The 15,457-nt window shown below is 56.7% G+C and carries 16 protein-coding genes; all 16 read right to left on the bottom strand.

The window, feature by feature from the left end:
• Nucleotides 1–123 precede the first annotated feature (123 nt).
• Nucleotides 124–513, bottom strand: coding sequence for a polymer-forming cytoskeletal protein (locus tag NTX17_08245; GenBank protein ID MCX5801360.1), 390 nt, complete (start codon nucleotides 511–513; stop codon nucleotides 124–126).
• Between the two features lie 20 nt (nucleotides 514–533).
• The gene (locus tag NTX17_08240; GenBank protein ID MCX5801359.1) at nucleotides 534–1,133 is read right to left on the bottom strand and encodes a M23 family metallopeptidase; all 600 of its coding nucleotides are present in this window, start codon (nucleotides 1,131–1,133) and stop codon (nucleotides 534–536) included.
• 294 nt (nucleotides 1,134–1,427) lie between these two features.
• Nucleotides 1,428–2,291: a ParB/RepB/Spo0J family partition protein gene (locus NTX17_08235; GenBank protein ID MCX5801358.1), complete on the bottom strand. Its 864-nt coding sequence runs from the start codon at nucleotides 2,289–2,291 to the stop codon at nucleotides 1,428–1,430.
• On the bottom strand, nucleotides 2,284–3,045 hold the full coding sequence (locus NTX17_08230; protein ID MCX5801357.1) for an AAA family ATPase: 762 nt from the start codon (nucleotides 3,043–3,045) through the stop codon (nucleotides 2,284–2,286). The genes NTX17_08235 and NTX17_08230 overlap by 8 nt, the downstream gene beginning before the upstream one ends.
• 276 nt (nucleotides 3,046–3,321) lie before the next feature.
• Nucleotides 3,322–3,456, bottom strand: a complete 135-nt coding sequence (locus NTX17_08225; protein ID MCX5801356.1) for a hypothetical protein — start codon at nucleotides 3,454–3,456, stop codon at nucleotides 3,322–3,324.
• 534 nt (nucleotides 3,457–3,990) lie between these two features.
• Entirely contained in the window at nucleotides 3,991–4,680 is a 690-nt protein-coding gene (rsmG, locus tag NTX17_08220; GenBank protein ID MCX5801355.1) for a 16S rRNA (guanine(527)-N(7))-methyltransferase RsmG, read from the bottom strand.
• A 75-nt stretch (nucleotides 4,681–4,755) separates the two neighbouring features.
• Nucleotides 4,756–6,729 (bottom strand): tRNA uridine-5-carboxymethylaminomethyl(34) synthesis enzyme MnmG, encoded by a 1,974-nt coding sequence (gene mnmG, locus NTX17_08215; protein ID MCX5801354.1) that lies wholly within the window; start codon nucleotides 6,727–6,729, stop codon nucleotides 4,756–4,758.
• Between the two features lie 60 nt (nucleotides 6,730–6,789).
• The gene (mnmE, locus tag NTX17_08210; protein MCX5801353.1) at nucleotides 6,790–8,229 is read right to left on the bottom strand and encodes a tRNA uridine-5-carboxymethylaminomethyl(34) synthesis GTPase MnmE; all 1,440 of its coding nucleotides are present in this window, start codon (nucleotides 8,227–8,229) and stop codon (nucleotides 6,790–6,792) included.
• 180 nt (nucleotides 8,230–8,409) lie between these two features.
• On the bottom strand, nucleotides 8,410–9,069 hold the full coding sequence (locus tag NTX17_08205) for a protein jag (GenBank protein MCX5801352.1): 660 nt from the start codon (nucleotides 9,067–9,069) through the stop codon (nucleotides 8,410–8,412).
• A gap of 137 nt (nucleotides 9,070–9,206) precedes the next feature.
• Nucleotides 9,207–10,994 (bottom strand): membrane protein insertase YidC, encoded by a 1,788-nt coding sequence (gene yidC / locus NTX17_08200; protein ID MCX5801351.1) that lies wholly within the window; start codon nucleotides 10,992–10,994, stop codon nucleotides 9,207–9,209.
• A gap of 33 nt (nucleotides 10,995–11,027) precedes the next feature.
• On the bottom strand, nucleotides 11,028–11,237 hold the full coding sequence (gene yidD, locus NTX17_08195) for a membrane protein insertion efficiency factor YidD (protein MCX5801350.1): 210 nt from the start codon (nucleotides 11,235–11,237) through the stop codon (nucleotides 11,028–11,030).
• A 33-nt stretch (nucleotides 11,238–11,270) separates the two neighbouring features.
• Nucleotides 11,271–11,630 (bottom strand): ribonuclease P protein component, encoded by a 360-nt coding sequence (gene rnpA / locus NTX17_08190; protein ID MCX5801349.1) that lies wholly within the window; start codon nucleotides 11,628–11,630, stop codon nucleotides 11,271–11,273.
• A 35-nt stretch (nucleotides 11,631–11,665) separates the two neighbouring features.
• The gene (gene rpmH / locus NTX17_08185; GenBank protein ID MCX5801348.1) at nucleotides 11,666–11,800 is read right to left on the bottom strand and encodes a 50S ribosomal protein L34; all 135 of its coding nucleotides are present in this window, start codon (nucleotides 11,798–11,800) and stop codon (nucleotides 11,666–11,668) included.
• A gap of 337 nt (nucleotides 11,801–12,137) precedes the next feature.
• A complete protein-coding gene (locus tag NTX17_08180; GenBank protein MCX5801347.1) occupies nucleotides 12,138–12,746 on the bottom strand; it encodes a hypothetical protein in 609 nt (202 codons plus the stop codon).
• A 195-nt stretch (nucleotides 12,747–12,941) separates the two neighbouring features.
• Nucleotides 12,942–13,178, bottom strand: coding sequence for a hypothetical protein (locus tag NTX17_08175; protein ID MCX5801346.1), 237 nt, complete (start codon nucleotides 13,176–13,178; stop codon nucleotides 12,942–12,944).
• Nucleotides 13,179–13,269: 91 nt separating this feature from the next.
• The gene (locus NTX17_08170) at nucleotides 13,270–14,871 is read right to left on the bottom strand and encodes a 5'-nucleotidase C-terminal domain-containing protein (protein MCX5801345.1); all 1,602 of its coding nucleotides are present in this window, start codon (nucleotides 14,869–14,871) and stop codon (nucleotides 13,270–13,272) included.
• Between the last annotated feature and the right edge of the window lie 586 nt (nucleotides 14,872–15,457).

Genomic DNA, 15,457 nt, shown 5'->3' with positions numbered 1-15,457 from the left:
TAGGGCTATTTGAGCTTTTTGGGGTGGTTTTCCACATTTCCACAATTATCCACGTTTGAGAAGCAATTCACGCCGGTCGGCAGCGCTCTTCGCGCCGGCATCATTCAATACCCCAACTTGTCCCTACCCAACGGGCTGGGTGGACACCTCCTGCGGTGCTTCGTGCATGAAACATCTGCCGTTAAAGACGACCCCATCGTCCACCACAAGGCTACCGGTCTCTATATCGCCGTCAACCCTGGCCCCCGTATGTAGTTCTACCCTATCTACGGCCTTCAGGTTTCCTACAATCACACCGGCTACCATCAAGTCTCTCACCTCCACGTCGGCCTTGACGATGCCCGTCTTCCCAATCAGCAGGGATTGCGTTGCGGCAATGTGCCCTTCGAATTCGCCGTCGATCCTCACGCTTCCACTCACGTTGATGTCGCCTTTGAACGTTGATTCCTCCCCCACGATGCAGTTGAGCTTCCCCTCAATAACCCCTTCCTTTCGAAAGCTAAACCCGAACATGATGGCCTCCTCTCGGTTGCCTACTGTTCGCTCAAGAAGGTGAGCGGATCCACCTGTTTACCGTTGCGAGTTATCTCAAAGTGCAGGTGCGGTGCCGTGCTGTTGCCACTGCTTCCCGAATACGCGATTGTCTGGCCCTTCTTGACGCTGTCACCTCTCGTTACGCTCAGCTTTGAGTTGTGTCCGTAGAGAGTGCTGATTCCCGAGCCGTGGTTGACTATTACCATGTTGCCAAAGACTGCATCCTGGCCCGCAACCTCAACCAATCCATTCCCTGCCGCCCTCACGGGTGTTTCTCCCCGAACTGCTATGTCAATCCCCTTGTGTCCCCCCGGCTCATTCGAAAAACCTCGCGACACCCTCCCTCGCACGGGCCACAGCGTAGGCGCGTTCCCCCCAGAAGCGCGCTGTTCCGTCAACTCCTGCGTGAACACGCTCGCGGGACTCACCGTGAGCCCCCGGACGTTCTTCTTTTCCACCCCGAGGAGGGCCGCAAGCTTGCCCTCGAGCACCCTGAGACGACCGAGCTCGTCCTCAAGTAGTGCGAGCTTTTGCCTCTCCTCTCTTAGTTTTGTGTTTTCACTCTTGAGCCGCGCTATTGCGATGGAGAAACGCCCCATCCTCCCCAAGACAGTGAGGGAAACCACGAGCAAGACCACCAAGATGCCGGCCGCAGTCGCGGCAAAAAGCATTTGCTTCTTGCCGAACCTGAGACTCCGCGGCTTTCCTCCGCCGGGCGGGACCAGTATGATGCTGAAGACTCGATTGTGTCGCCCCATCTTCATGACCTGGCAAAGTGTGACGGTCTGACAAGCCGTGCTTCTGGAAGTGTGACCTCCGTAGCCGTGCTCTATAATCGTGACTGATCCGAGGAATTCGAGCGCAACTCCCGCGCTCGCGTCCCGGAGGGTCTCTCACTCATGAGCCAGCACGCCGATCTGTTCCAGGATGCGCTCGAGTTCTTCGTTGCTGTAGTACTCAATCTCGATCTTCCCTTTTCGCCCCCTCCAACTTATGCGCACGCTGGTCGCCAGGAAACTCCTCAGCTTGTCCTCAAGATCGACTATCTCCGAGGGGCGTGCCCTTCCGTGGCCCGGCCTCTTTCGTCTTCTTATGAGCCGGTTAACCAGAGCTTCGGTCTCCCGCACGCTCATCCCTTTTGCCGCCGCTTTCCGTGCGATGGAGATTTGTTCGCCGGTCTCTTCCAAAGAAAGAAGCGCTCTCCCGTGGCCGGAGCTTATCGCCCCGGACGCAATCATGTCCAGGATCGTATCCGGTAACTTCAATATACGCAAGCAATTAGCCACAGACGAGCGTTCCCTTCCAACCTTCATCGCCAGCTCATCCTGCGTGAGAGAGAACTCAGACATGAGAGTCCGGTAGGCTCGAGCCTCATCTACCGAGTTGAGGTCTTCCCTCTGGATGTTCTCGATCAGCGCGAGCTCCATCGAATCTTCTTCTCCGGCCTCCTTCACGATCGCAGGTATCTTATTGAAGCCAGCCTTCTTACACGCAAGAAATCGTCGCTCCCCCGCCACAAGTTCGTATCCGGTGTCGGTTCTTCTGACCACCACTGGCTGGATTACTCCTCGCAGTCTGATTGACTCTGACAGCTCGGCAAGTGCCCGCTCGTTCATCGAGCTTCTGGGTTGCCTGGGATTGCGCTTTATTTCATCCACGGGGATTTCCAGAAGTCCGGCGCTCGGTCTCATTGTGGTGAGCCCTATGTCCTCTGGTAATAATGTCTTAATGCCTCGACCAAGAACTTTTCTAGCCATTTTCGATCACTTCCTTTGCCAGTTCCATGTAACTCTGCGCACCCGGGCACTTGGAGTCGTAGAGTAAGATCGGCTTGCCGAACCCCGGTGCCTCGCTGAGCCTAACGTTTCTTGGTATCACAGTTCTATACACTCTCTCGGCGAAGAAATTCTTCGTCTCGTCTGCCACCTGCTGACACAGGTTCAGCCGTGAGTCATACATGGTAAGCAGAACCCCCTCGATTCTGAGGGTAGGGTTTAGGTTTTGCTGCACAAGTCTTATTGCAGCCAGAAGTTGCCCAATTCCTTCCAGGGCGTAGTACTCGCATTGCACGGGAATCAGGACCGAGTCGGCAGCCGTCAGAGTGTTGACGGTAAGCAATCCCAACGAGGGAGGACAGTCAAGGACGCAAAAATCGTACTTGTCTCTGACCTCCTTCATACTGCTGCGGAGCCTGCTCTCGCGGGCGAGCATTCCAACAAGTTCTATCTCCGCGCCGATGAGTTTTTGGCACGAAGGGACGACTTCCAGCGTGGGCAACGGACCGGGGACGACGGCCTTCTCGAGCGGGACGCCGCTGACCAAGACGTCGTAGATGGAAGTCTCCGCATTGTCTCCGTCGATTCCCAGCCCACTTGAGGCGTTCCCCTGTGGATCCACGTCCAGCAGAAGCACCTTCCGGCCCAAGTACGCCAAGCAGGCAGACAGGTTCACGGCGGTTGTGGTCTTCCCAACTCCACCCTTCTGATTAGCTACAGCTATGACCCTACCCATTTCCCTTCCTCCAGACACTCTGATTCAATGGCTTCACGCTAGACCGGCTGCTCCCGGGCACCCTATCACACCATCCAACGATGTACTGCCATCGAGCGCGCATCGCGCTATCCATGGCGACTTCTTCGCGGGGCCAGAGATTCTGAGTCTATTGAAACGTTTCACGTGGAACATTCGGACCTCCGGGAGCTCCTACGAGAGTTCCGCCTCCTGGCCGCGATCTCAGAACATCCCGATTGTTTCACGTGAAACATCCCTTTTTGTGCCAGCACGATTCTAGAGAGTCACTTGAGAATCTCTTCTAAGCCTCGCCTCCGTCAGCCCCGTACAGCCGTAACCGCGACGCTCTCTCTCAACCATCCTCACCGACCCATTCAACCTGGAACACGACATCAAGATAGAAAGACTCAAGCCGCACTCCGTCGCCAGGGACGGACGCCAAGCGCGGAAACGAGTTGGGTTAAGAATATCATGAACCAGACGCGTGTCAACGGAAAAGGATGCCAGGGCTGCGGATTGTCCACTGGCCTTGTGGCCAGGACTTGCGACCGGGGCAATACGTTGCAGCTCGGCTTGCCGCCTCGAATCGCCCCTCACCCCACACAGCATCGGGGAAGCCATGCGGATGGTCGAACCCAGTGCGTACGGCTCGAGTTCTCGCTTTGAATCGCGTTGTACCCCCTGGGTCGCAGACGCGCATCTAGGGTGCGCGATCCCGACTGCGCGGCATTGTTTCACGTGGAACATTCGACGCCAGTCCGATTGCTCTCCTGGCACGTGGCTCGCCAGGGTTCGAGGAGCGCGGCGCTTGGCCCCGAGTGTTTCACGTGAAACATCCAAGCACCGGAAATTGCCGGTATTAGTCGTGCACCCGATTCGGAGACTCGAAGCATCCTGAATGTTTCACGTGAAACGTTTGAAATGTGGGGCACAAAGGTCGACTGCTTACTGGTGGCGTGTTTTCTTCAAGACAACAAGAGTGGTAAGCTTCTGCCAGGCGGGCTTCACGGTTTCCACCTCAAATCCAAGGTCGTTAAGTTCTACGTCGGTCTTGCTCGTCCTCAGTTCATCCGCGGCCCCAGCCCCCTTGTATAGAACGAAGGAGCCACGCTCGGCCAGTATGTCACCCAACGAAGCCGCCAGGGCAACAACGCCCCCAACCCCCCTGGATACAACCAGATCGACCGGCCACGGAATCTCCTTGCCCTCGCATAATCTCTCGACCCTTGAATGGACTACCCGGACATTGTCTAGCGCGAGTCGCCGTCGGACCGCATTGAGGAAGGCGACCTTCTTGCTCTTGCTCTCAACTAGCACGGCCTGGCAATTCGGCTCCCACATAGCCAGTACAACGCCGGGGAACCCGGCTCCGGATCCGACATCCAGCAGCTTCTTTCCTGACAGGTCTCGCTCAACGGAGAGTAGACAGAGGCTATCCAGCAGGTGTCGTTCGACGACTCGGTCTTCGTCTCGGGCAGAAATTAGATTGATCCTCCTATTCCACTTGACGAGTTCAGCAAGAAAAGTCTCGGACGAGTGCCTGAAAGAGGGAGGCACGGGAACGTCGATGACTCTCGAGATCTCCCTCAGCATTCTCAGCTCGTCATCTCCAAAAACTGACGGATTCCTGCTCAATTCCTTACTCCGGGCTCACGCACTAATTGCAGTCCTCACAACGAAAATCGCCAGCACGCAACACGCGACCACTCATCATGTCTTGCCAGAATTCCGGGCCGAAGCCCTCTTGAGATAAATCAGCAGTGCGGAAATGTCGGACGGGGAAACCCCTGGGAGCCGCGACGCCTGGCCGATAGAGCGGGGCCTGACCTCGCAAAGTCTCTCCCGCGCCTCTTTGGACACCGAGCGAAGATCCTCCGAAAAGAGCTCCTGCGGTATCATTACGTTTTCCAGCTTCCTGAACTGCTCTATGCTTCTTTCCTGCCTACGGATGTAACCAGCGTACTTGATTCGTATCTCGACCAACTCTCCAATCTCTGGCCGCTCAGACGCCATACCATGCTTGACCAAGAGGCCATAGTTCACCTCGGGCCTCCTGAGGAGCGACCCTATCGACACTGTGCCACTCGTGCCAGCGACCGCCCCGGGCAGCGCGCTCGCGGATGCCAGAAGTCGATCTGCATCCTCAGGACTGACAAAGGATTTCTCGAGCCGTTCAAGCTCCGACTTCACTTCTTCCATCCTCGCACAGGAACTCGAGTATTGGGCCTGATTGATGAGGCCCAGCCGGTGACCGTACTGCATGAGCCGCTCGTCGGCGTTGTCATGTCGGAGAAGCAATCTATACTCCGCCTGAGACGTAAACATTCTATAGGGTTCGCTCGTTCCACGAGTTACAAGATCGTCTATCAGCACTCCGACGTAGGCTTCGGCGCGATCCAGCACGATTGGCTCTTCACCGCGAAGTAGGAGCGCTGCGTTTATGCCCGCCATCAATCCCTGCGCCGCAGCTTCCTCGTAGCCCGAAGTCCCATTGATCTGACCGGCAAGAAAGAGGGTGGGGTAGGATCGAGTCTGAAGCGATGCCTTGAGATATGTTGGCGGAACGAAGTCGTATTCCACTGCGTAGCCGGGCCGCATTATCTCCGCTCTCTCAAGACCCTCGATCGAGTGCACGAACTCTTCCTGGACATCGGCCGGCATGCTCGTAGAAATGCCGCTCGCGTAGATCTCCTCCGAATCCACGCCTTCGGGCTCGAGGAAGAGTTGGTGCGATTCGCGCGCAGGAAATCTGACCACCTTGTCTTCAATAGACGGACAGTACCTCGGACCTACGCCTTTGATTCTGCCAGTGAACAGAGGCGAACGATCCAGGTTTTCACGGAGGATCAGGTGAGTCTTGGGATTCGTCCAAGCGATGTGGCAGGGCACCTGCTCCACCCTGTGCCCCACGGTAGAGTATGAAAAGAAGGGTGGGGGGACATCGCCGAGCTGAGGCGTAAGCCTAGAGAAATCAATGCTTCTGCGCGCCAACCTGGGCGACGTGCCGGTCTTGAGGCGACCGAGTTCGAATCCAAGGTCCGCCAGGCACCGGGATAGGTGCGGCGCAGAGAGCTCTCCGGCCCTACCTCCCTCAAACGCGCTCGTTCCTACATGAATCCTGCCGTTGAGAAAAGTGCCTGGTGAGAGTATGAGACACCTCGCGAGAAAGGCAAGGCCGGCCTCGGTCTCAAGCTGCCACGAACACTGCTCCGCGATTCTGTCAGCCGGCGTTGTTCTTCCGGCCCCGCGACACTCAATGTTCTTCTGGCCGTCACGCGGAGCCAACGGTGTCAAGCGCACCACGTTCCCCTGCATGAGCCTGAGTCGCTCCTGGGATTCGATCGTGCGTCGCATGACATGCTGATAGGCCTTCTTGTCGGCCTGTGCCCGGATGGCCTGGACGGCTCGCCCCCTCCCCGTGTTGAGCATGCGAAATTGGATTCCTGTGAGGTCGATGACCTTGCCCATCTCGCCGCCCATGGCATCGATCTCTCTCACGAGGTGACCTTTCGCCAGGCCGCCGATCGCAGGGTTACAAGACATTTGCGCGACGCTGTCGAGATTCAGAGTCAAAAGAAGGGTGCTGAATCCCATGCGCGATGCTGCAAGAGCGGCCTCGCATCCAGCGTGGCCGGCACCCACAACAACAACGTCGTATCTCATTGCGCCGGCGGGACAAGACATGGCTATCCATTCTCCGGGCGGGCGTTCAGGTTTCCAAACGCGCGTTCGAGCGGCTCCTCACTATTTTCCTACGCAGAACCTCGAAAAGATGCTGTCGAGTATGTCCGGGCCGATCCGCTCGCCCGTGATCGAGCCCAATTCCTGGGCGGCTTCTCTGAGTTCAAACGCTACAAGCTCATCGGACGTCTCGGGCTCAAGCGCGCGCCTTGCACGCTGTATGTTCTCCATCGCTGACCGCAGCAAATCGACGTGTCGCTGGCTTGCGCATGCAGCATCACTAAAATCAACACCGGTCGCAGTGAGTCGTGACGCAAGAGTGTCTCTGAGCCGAGAAATTCCTGTCCCTTCAATAGCTGACACGTCGACGACCTCGGACCGTTGTATCCGCGGAGAGGTTTCGCTCGGGGAAGCGAGGCGTGAACGCGCTTCGCGCGCATGAGCTTCGAGAGCGGAGTGAGCTGCTGCGGGAGAAGCCAGATCGATCTTGTTCACGACAATCAAGCAAGGTGTTTCGCCGATCAATGTCAGGATCTCGACGTCGTCCGAGTATGCGCAAGGCACGTTGGGTCCGGCAGAGGCATCGACGACAAGAATGACAAGATCGGCGAGGCGAAGCTCTTCCATGGTTCTTCGCACCCCTTCTTCCTCGATTACCTCCGAGGCGCTTCTCAGGCCGGCGGTGTCGACAAGCCTGACTGGTACGCCCTCAAGTTCTATTTCTTCTTCGACGGTGTCACGTGTGGTGCCTGGGAGAGACGAAACTATTACTCTCGGGCGACCCACTATTGCATTGAACAGACTGGACTTACCCACGTTTGATTTGCCGACAATTGGTATTCTGACGCCCTCGCTTAGGAGAGTATGACTAGCTCTTTCCGAGACGATCTCTTCGAGCGAACGCGCGCATTCATTCAGTGTCGCACAGAGAACATCGAGTTCCAGACTCTCGGTAACGTCCTCCGGAAAATCTATCCTTGCTTCCAGCTCTGCAAGAACTCCCACGACTGAGGTCTTGACGGCGCGTATGCGCTCCGAAAGCCCTCCCTCAAGCTGCCTCAGCGCTCGCTCCGCCGCCTTTCTGGTCTTGGCTGCGACGATCTCGGCCACGGCTTCGGCCTGAGCAAGATCGATTCTGTCGTTGAGAAAAGCTCTTCTAGTGAATTCCCCTGGCTCGGCCAGCCTGCACCCGGCCTCGACGAGAGCCTGAAGCACGAGCTGGCTCACGAGCATCCCGCCGTGGCAATTGATCTCAACCACGTCCTCGCCGGTGTAGGTGTCCGGCGCCCTCATGACGGTGATGAGAACGTCGTCAAGCGGCCTTCCGCCGCGATCAATCAGTCTGCCGTGTCTCACAGAATGTGACCGCGTTCGGGCGAGCGTTTCTTTTCCCCGGAACAGGTTGTCTACGATTTCCACCGATTCCGGGCCGCTCAAGCGCACTACGGCAATGGCCCCTCGCCCCGGAGCAGTCGAGATTGCGGCAATGGTGTCCGAGGCCAACCCATATCCTCCTGTAACGCTCGCCGGGAAACCTGGCAGGCCCTCCGAACGCAAGACGGGACACACCCTAATGAAAGGTCGTTGAGAATCAAGTAGGCGACACAAAAGAGAGACCCATCACCCGTCGGTCGAAGTCAGCGATCTGGGGGTTCGCTCCGGCGGAGCGATCGAGTGTGTGAATCAGGTTTGGCCGGCTTCCTTCACTGCAATCACCACTCGCTTCACAAGGCCCTCGCCGACTGCAAAGGACTTGACGGTCGGGCTGTCCTTCAGGGTGACGTGGATAACGCGCCTCTCGGAGGCTTTAAGGGGTTCCGTGACAAACTCTTCTCTTGTTGCCTGCACGCGCTCGGCCATCGAACGCGCGAGCTTGACAAGCTGGGACTCTCTGCGCTTCCTGTAGTCACCGACGTCCACCACCACGTGTTTCCAGTCCTCCGTGGCGCCACGGTTCAGCATCTTGCTCACGATGTGTTGAAGGCACTCCAGCGTCTCGCCCCTCTTGCCGATAAGAAGACCGTCCGCGCCCGTCGAACCGATCGTGACGACGGTCGCATCCTCAGCCTCGGAGGAATGCACGGGTGCGTCGAACCCCATTATTGAAATGAGGCCCTTGACGACCTCCGCGGGCTCCATGGGCAGCGCGGGTGGAGTCTTGAGCCGAACGCGCACGCGAGCCTGCCTGGTGCCCAGTATGTTGAAAACACCGCGGCTCCCTTCGTCCAACACTTCTATCTCGACGTCGTTGTCTTGCACGCCCAATCTCGAAATTGCGTTCTTTACTGCGTCATCCACTGTCTTGCCTTCTGTCTCGATGCAATTGGCCAGATGTTCGTCCATGAAAATCCACTCCCTTTCTTGGCGGCAGCGGGAAAGTATTGAGTCAGATGTGGCCGTCACACACCTGATTGGGATCTGGTTGAACCAGCCATCGTGATTGAGATTCGATTGACTTCCAATCCTCGGATAACAGACCCTCAACTGGCGGGCTGGACTGCCGGCGCCCCGTGCTCATCGGCGACAAGTTCCAGCGCTTGCTTGTTCTTTTCACCTCTTTGCATCATATATTGTTGCGCGATCGTCATGAAGTTGTTCGCTGTCCAGTAGAGAACAAGGCCCGAAGGAAGGCTGTAAAAGAAAACGATCATCAAAACAGGCATGAAATAGGTCATCGCCGCCTGCCGCGGGTCCGTGGGCGTCATCTTCTGCTGCCAGAACATGCTCGCGCCCATGATGAGTGGCAACACGTGTATTGCCACTCCACTTACGACTGCTACGGTGTCGGCCGACGAAAGATCGGTAATCCACCACACAAAATTCGCTCTTCTCATCTCGATCGAGCTCATCAACACGTTGTAGAGTGCGATGAAAACCGGCATCTGCAATAGAAGGGGAAGGCACCCGCCCAATGGATTGACCTTGTGCTTCTTGTAAAGCCCCATCACCTCCTTGTTGAGCTTCTGGGGATCCTTCTTTAACTTCTCCCGCAGCTTCTGGATTTCAGGCTGTAGCTTCTGCATTTCTCGCATCGACTTCGTGCTGCTTCTCGTGAGCGGATAGAAAAGAATCTTCGTCAACGCCGAGAGGAGGATAATAACCAGGCCGTAGTTGGGAAGCAATTTGTGAGACTCGACGAGGAACCAGAGAATGCTCTGGCTGACGGGTCTTATCCAGTTCCAGCCCAAGTTGACGGTGCGGTCAAGCCCCACGCCCAGCGCCTTGACTTTCCACAAATCAAGTGGTCCAAGGTAAAGCGTGAGAGCGGTCTGCGTCACTCCGCTTGCAGAGAGGGGAATCGCAAGTAACGCACCGGAGAGATCCTTCTGTGGATCGCCAAAACTCAGGACCGTGGAGACCGTCCCCTCCGGGGGTATGAACGCGGCAATGAAATACCTGCTTCTGACGGCGGTCCATCTGACGCTGCCGGAGTGCTCCTTGAGCGCGACTTTCTTGAAGGAACCGATGTCGTCCCGGAACATCTCGGTACCGAGGAGAGAGACCGTGGCAAGGCTACGAAGCTCCTCTTTCATGTTTGTTTCCGTGAGAGAAAGTCCTCCGCGCCAGCCGACCAGGCACTCGAGTTTCTCTTGCTGAGAGGAGATTCCGCGCAGCTCTATTTCGAGACCCACTACGTAGCTGCCATCCTTGAAAATGAACGTCTTTCTGACCGACGCCCCTGCGTCGTCAACCGCAAGAAAAGTAAGTCTTCTTATCCTGCCGGTCTTGGCATCCAGGCTGTCGCTCACCGAGAAAACCGTCGAACTGAGATCGAGCTGTCCCTTCTGAGACTTAAGCACGAGCCCGATTTCACCCTTCTCGGGGTCGCGCACGAGGTTGACCGGTTCGCCATCCTTCCCGGCGACGAATCGCTTGAGCTTCATCGCAGTAAGCGTGCCGCCTCGCGAGCTAAACGTGGCCTCGTAGAGATCCGTTTCAACCGTTATGTCTTGCAGGGTCGCGCCCGCTACGTTCACGAAGCCACCGGCGGGAAGGGCGCCGGATACCGGCACTTGGCCCTGTGCCTCCGCGGCGATGTTACCGTTGGGAATTCCTGCGCCGGCACCAATCGAACTCGAGATCCCAATCGCAGTCGTATCCGAAACTTCACTCGCTCCCATTCCGAGCGAGTCTGCAGCTCGCTGGGCCAGAAGCGCCTTTTGCTTCTTTGCGTAGGCCGCTTTCTCGGCTGGCGCAAAGTACAGTACCTGAAATATCATGACTGCCATTGCTGTGAGAGCCAGCGCGAGAAGTGTTCTTCTGTCCATCCGATGAACCTCTTCTTTCTCGTAAGATGCGGGCTAGTTTAGTTCGTCGATGCCGCCCGGGTCAAATGGGTGACACCTCAGGAGTCGCTTGAGTCCCAACCAGACTCCCTTGCCGGCGCCGTACTTGCTCACGGCTTGAGACGTGTAATCTGAACAGCTAGGATAGAACCTGCAACTAGGAGGAAAGATTGGCGAGATAAGGACCCTATATCCTCTAAGAAGCAACAAGATACTTTGTTTCACGATTCCCCAGACAGAGAGCTTCGAGTCACCAATCTACGATGACCTGAGGCCGGCTTTCCCAAGGATGGCTGCCATTTCGGCCAACAGGTTATCCCATTCCAACTCTCCTATTCCCTTGCGGCCCACAAAGATAAGATATACGTTGTCCGGTAGGCCGACCTTCATTCTTCTGTACGCCTCGCGAAATCGTCTGCGTATTCGATTCCGAGCGACCGCCTTGCCCAGCTTCTTGCTTGTGACGAATGCCGCTTTCCTTCCCTCCACGTCTTCTCTTAGGCAAAACAGCACTATGCTCCGCGTTTGATAAACCTTGCCGTTTCTGTAAACCCTCTCAAAGGTCTTCTTGCCTCGAAGGCCTTCTTTGCGCGGAAAGCTCTCATTGACTTTATTCATCGGGGCTTTTCGTTAGAGACAGGGCGGAGACACGGCTAGACGGAGACGCGCTTTCGGCCTTTCGCCCGTCGCCTGTTGAGCACCTTCCTCCCCTGAGACGTACTCATTCTCTTGCGAAAGCCGTGCGTCTTCTTTCTCGGTTTGTTGTGGGGTTGAAACGTTCTTTTCAAGAGAAACCTCCGGTAGCGTCTGCCGTCGAGCAGGAACGGCAAGCAATATTCTGAAAAAAGATTTGGCCGGGCAGTGAAGCGATCTTGCGCGCGATGCCGCACACGAGCCTAGCCGGTGCTAAGTCGGAGGCTGCGAGTGACCCGCTCACAACGCCGGCAAGTTACGCAGCCCAAGCCAGGAGGATTCTATGGAACGCGGGGAGTCAGAGTCAAGACTTTAATGACAACGGGCTCTCTCCGGAGCGAAAGTGTCGGGGAAGGGGACGTCTGGGGCGGGGCGGCGCGGCGCAGGTAATCCGGTCGGCACTTAAGCGCTACTCGCGCCGAGCGCCGGTCTCTATGGGGCCTGCCGGTCCTGCCATTCCGCAATTACCCACAAAGTGGTGTCTGCGGGATCGGGTGCAAACCAGAAATCAGCCATGCCGTTAGAGACTCTATAGGTAAACTGGCCTGCAACGAGATCGAGAAGGACAGAGGCTACGTTTATGTACATCCAGTCGGGGTGAAGAGGAAGCTGAGTATCTGGGTCTACCCTGTTGTCGGAGTCGGGGGCCGCGGGGCTCCAACTGAGTTTCACGTCGGTTAGTTGCCCGGCCGCCCTGTAAACCATCATGCTGTCGAAAGCGGCCGTTTCATCAAACCTGCCCCACCAGCCCATGGGGAAGCCGGGTGGGGTGTCGCCAGGCACAAAGTAAAACTTGAAATCGGGATGAAAGAGCTCTCTGTACTTGAGGGCAAGGGAATGAGCGTCCTCGGGAGTGCTCACGTCATCGTCCATGACGCTGTAGATTATCCTCAGATCCTTCAGAACATTTTCAGGAGTGTTTCGGGCAACGAGGCTCTCACGCTCTCGCGTTCGAGGTTTCGTTGATTCCGAACAGCCCGCCAAAAAAAGGAACGCGACGCAAACACCTGTCAGCGCGAAAAAAGCCAATCGCCGGGTCATGACAACCCCCCTAAGCCGAGCCAGAGTAGATGCAGAGTGAGTGCCTGTTGCTGTTAGCCTGTTGTGATTATATTACCCGAAATCTTCCAGAATTGTCAAGACAATAGCGAGCAAGAAGTAGTTGATTTTGTGATGTGGAAGGGTTAAGATACGTGTGTTGGCATGCCTCCCGCTTCTCTAGGGTCGTCGCGCCCGTTACTCCACTTCGACGCTCTTGACGTACAGCCGCATCCCGTCGAAGAGGGCACCGTCCAGGCCCACCTCGTTGCCCCTGGCGTCGGCGACGTAGGCTTCGCCCCCTATGACATCAGCGAGGGCATCTTCGTCATAGGCAAGCAGGGCGTGCCTCACGGAGAACGTCGGCGAAATAGACAACTGCTTCCCGTTGACAAACACCTTGATTCTCTCGTGAGTGGTTGCCTTCTCGTTCATTGTACCTCCGAAGTCACTCCCTGGTGAAGAAGTCCAGCTCTCGCCGCAGCAGCGACTGTCTTTGCTCTGCCACCCACTGCACTCACACGTTCTACTGAACCATCTCAGCTCTTCCCAACTTGGGAGACGCGATCTTCTCGCCAGCCTTGTTGCGCGCCTCCATCCAGGATATTACGGCGTCCCGTACCAGAAGCTGGGTGTTACGTATCTTCTTTCCTGCCTTGAAAACCGTGAATCTATCGCCGCCGTTTGCCATGAAGTCATTGGTGGCAACCAGATAAAGCTTCTTGGGAGAGATAGGCTTTCCGTCTTCCAGCGTCACGGATTGTATCCTCTGGCCGGAAGGATTGCCCGGCTTGTAGGTGTAGTGTATTCCCGAAACCTGCACTACTCCTCTTTCTGTCGTGCCCTGCTCGAGCGCCTCTTTCACTTGTGCGCCGGTAAGATACATCGTAACAATCGTATTGTCGAAGGGCATGATTCTGTATATTTCCCCTCCCGTGATGGGCCCTTCATCCAGGTCGGCCCTGACTCCGCCCGAGTTTTGGTAGGCCACTGCCGCTCCAACCGCACTCCGCATGATATCGCAGACGAGGTCCCCCAGGGCGCTTTCCTGGCGGCCCCTCACGATCGGGCCGGACGCGATGGCGACCACCCTGTCCAATTGACTCGCAAGCTTCTCCCGGTAAGATTCGATCATACACGCGACCGCTTGGTCCGGCTCCACATCCTCGGCAAAGGTGGGCTTGACCGTCTCCTCGAGGAGAGAGCTCCCTCCCTCGCACACGTCGACCCGAAGCCGCACAATCCCAAGCCGCACGCCGTTCGCGCCGGCGATGACTACGGGAATCGAATTCACTGTGCCCGAGACAACGGTGTGGCTGTGTCCACCCAAAACCGCGTCAACGCCCTCGAGTTTCGAGGCAAAGCCTGCAATGGGACCCGTGACCGTGCCGTTTTCCTCTTGGGTCCCCCCGGTGTGCGCCAGGACTATTATGACGTTTACTCCTTCATGTCGAAGCTGCGCCGCGAGCTTGTTTACCAGCGAGTCGGGGCGATCGAACCTGAGGCCCTCGATACTCTTCGGATTGATGACGACCGGGGCGTCTTCGGTAATCACGCCGATGATTCCGATCTTGAGATTCCCTTTTTGAACCACGGTGTAGGGGACGGCCCAATTCGGTCTCTTTGACCCGGAGCCGGAGAAAATGTTCGCGACCAGAAAAGGAAACTTCGCCTGTTTGATCCGCTCCTTGAGCACATCCACACCCCAATCGAATTCGTGATTGCCGACCGCGCAGGCTTCGAAACCGAGCCGGTTCATGAACTCGATCACCGCCTCCCCCATGCTCAGGTTCGAAATCGCCGAACCCTGCATCATGTCACCGCTCGCGAGAACAAGTACCGGCCCCGTCGAGCTGTCTCTCTCGGCCTCTATGTAGGCGCCCACCACGGCTGCTCCGCCAACGGGTTTCCCCGTAGCGAAGTCTTTGTCTTCGGAAAGAAGTGCTCCATGTAAGTCCGTGATAGAGAGAATGGTGAGGCGCGTGTCGCAGGTGTCGCGCTCGGCCCCTGACGGGGCCGCTTGTGCTCCCGACAGAGAAAGCGCGAGGCCCAGCGCGAGGCCCAAAGCAAGGATGACGATCCGAAACCGGAGATTCTTGTTCGAGAGCAAGAAGGAGTTGAGTTGCATTTTTGTCATCTCCCGCGAAACCGGAAACGTTGACTCGGAAGTCTCGACACGGGCCCTCGGGGTACCCCGGAGCGCCCTCGCCAAGGAAACGAAATCGCCGAGAGCATACGTTCTCGGACCGCTCTTGTCAAACTAGTACTCAGCACGAATGGAGTGCGATCTCGCATGCGCGGAATTGATGCCGCGCCGGGCGCCAACTTTTCAGTGTGGGACCGCTCGCCGCGCGCTCAAAACAGTCTTTTGTGTCGTGAAGGTTTTCTCTTGCGCGCACTTGTGCGTTGTGCTAACATCCCCACGCATCAGACAGAGATTCGTTGTTCTCAGTGCCGATGCTCTTCTTTCTCTCGGCTTTCCTCTGCGATGCCGGGTTTCTCGCACAGCTTTTGCTTCTTTGCGTGACTTCAGATTCCTGCCTGGCAGGTCGAGAGTTTACCATTTGCGCGAAGCGTGCTATTAGTGTGCCCAAAATCAGGCAAATTGACCTGTGGATGAATGTGGACAACTTGGGCGCCTCTTCCGCATTTGGTGTGAATTCGATATTTAACTTGGCGTGCCTATGTGGAATGCCTTGTGAATTAGTTGTTGA

The organism is Candidatus Eisenbacteria bacterium, assembly GCA_026388185.1.
Classification (GTDB): Bacteria; Eisenbacteria; RBG-16-71-46; order JAFGJU01; family JAFGJU01; genus JAPLKG01.
Note: the sequence above shows the minus strand (reverse complement) of the source record. Positions and strands in the feature narration are given on the sequence as shown.

Excerpts from the sequence above, each read along its gene's own strand:
- NTX17_08245 (MCX5801360.1), bottom strand. The coding sequence starts at position 513 with ATGTTCGGGTTTAGCTTTCGAAAGGAAGGGGTTATTGAGGGGAAGCTC.
- NTX17_08240 (MCX5801359.1), bottom strand. The coding sequence starts at position 1,133 with ATGGGGCGTTTCTCCATCGCAATAGCGCGGCTCAAGAGTGAAAACACA.
- NTX17_08235 (MCX5801358.1), bottom strand. The coding sequence starts at position 2,291 with ATGGCTAGAAAAGTTCTTGGTCGAGGCATTAAGACATTATTACCAGAG.
- NTX17_08230 (MCX5801357.1), bottom strand. The coding sequence starts at position 3,045 with ATGGGTAGGGTCATAGCTGTAGCTAATCAGAAGGGTGGAGTTGGGAAG.
- mnmG (MCX5801354.1), bottom strand. The coding sequence starts at position 6,729 with ATGTCTTGTCCCGCCGGCGCAATGAGATACGACGTTGTTGTTGTGGGT.
- NTX17_08205 (MCX5801352.1), bottom strand. The coding sequence starts at position 9,069 with ATGGACGAACATCTGGCCAATTGCATCGAGACAGAAGGCAAGACAGTG.
- yidC (MCX5801351.1), bottom strand. The coding sequence starts at position 10,994 with ATGGACAGAAGAACACTTCTCGCGCTGGCTCTCACAGCAATGGCAGTC.
- rnpA (MCX5801349.1), bottom strand. The coding sequence starts at position 11,630 with ATGAATAAAGTCAATGAGAGCTTTCCGCGCAAAGAAGGCCTTCGAGGC.
- NTX17_08180 (MCX5801347.1), bottom strand. The coding sequence starts at position 12,746 with ATGACCCGGCGATTGGCTTTTTTCGCGCTGACAGGTGTTTGCGTCGCG.
- NTX17_08175 (MCX5801346.1), bottom strand. The coding sequence starts at position 13,178 with ATGAACGAGAAGGCAACCACTCACGAGAGAATCAAGGTGTTTGTCAAC.
- NTX17_08170 (MCX5801345.1), bottom strand. The coding sequence starts at position 14,871 with ATGCAACTCAACTCCTTCTTGCTCTCGAACAAGAATCTCCGGTTTCGG.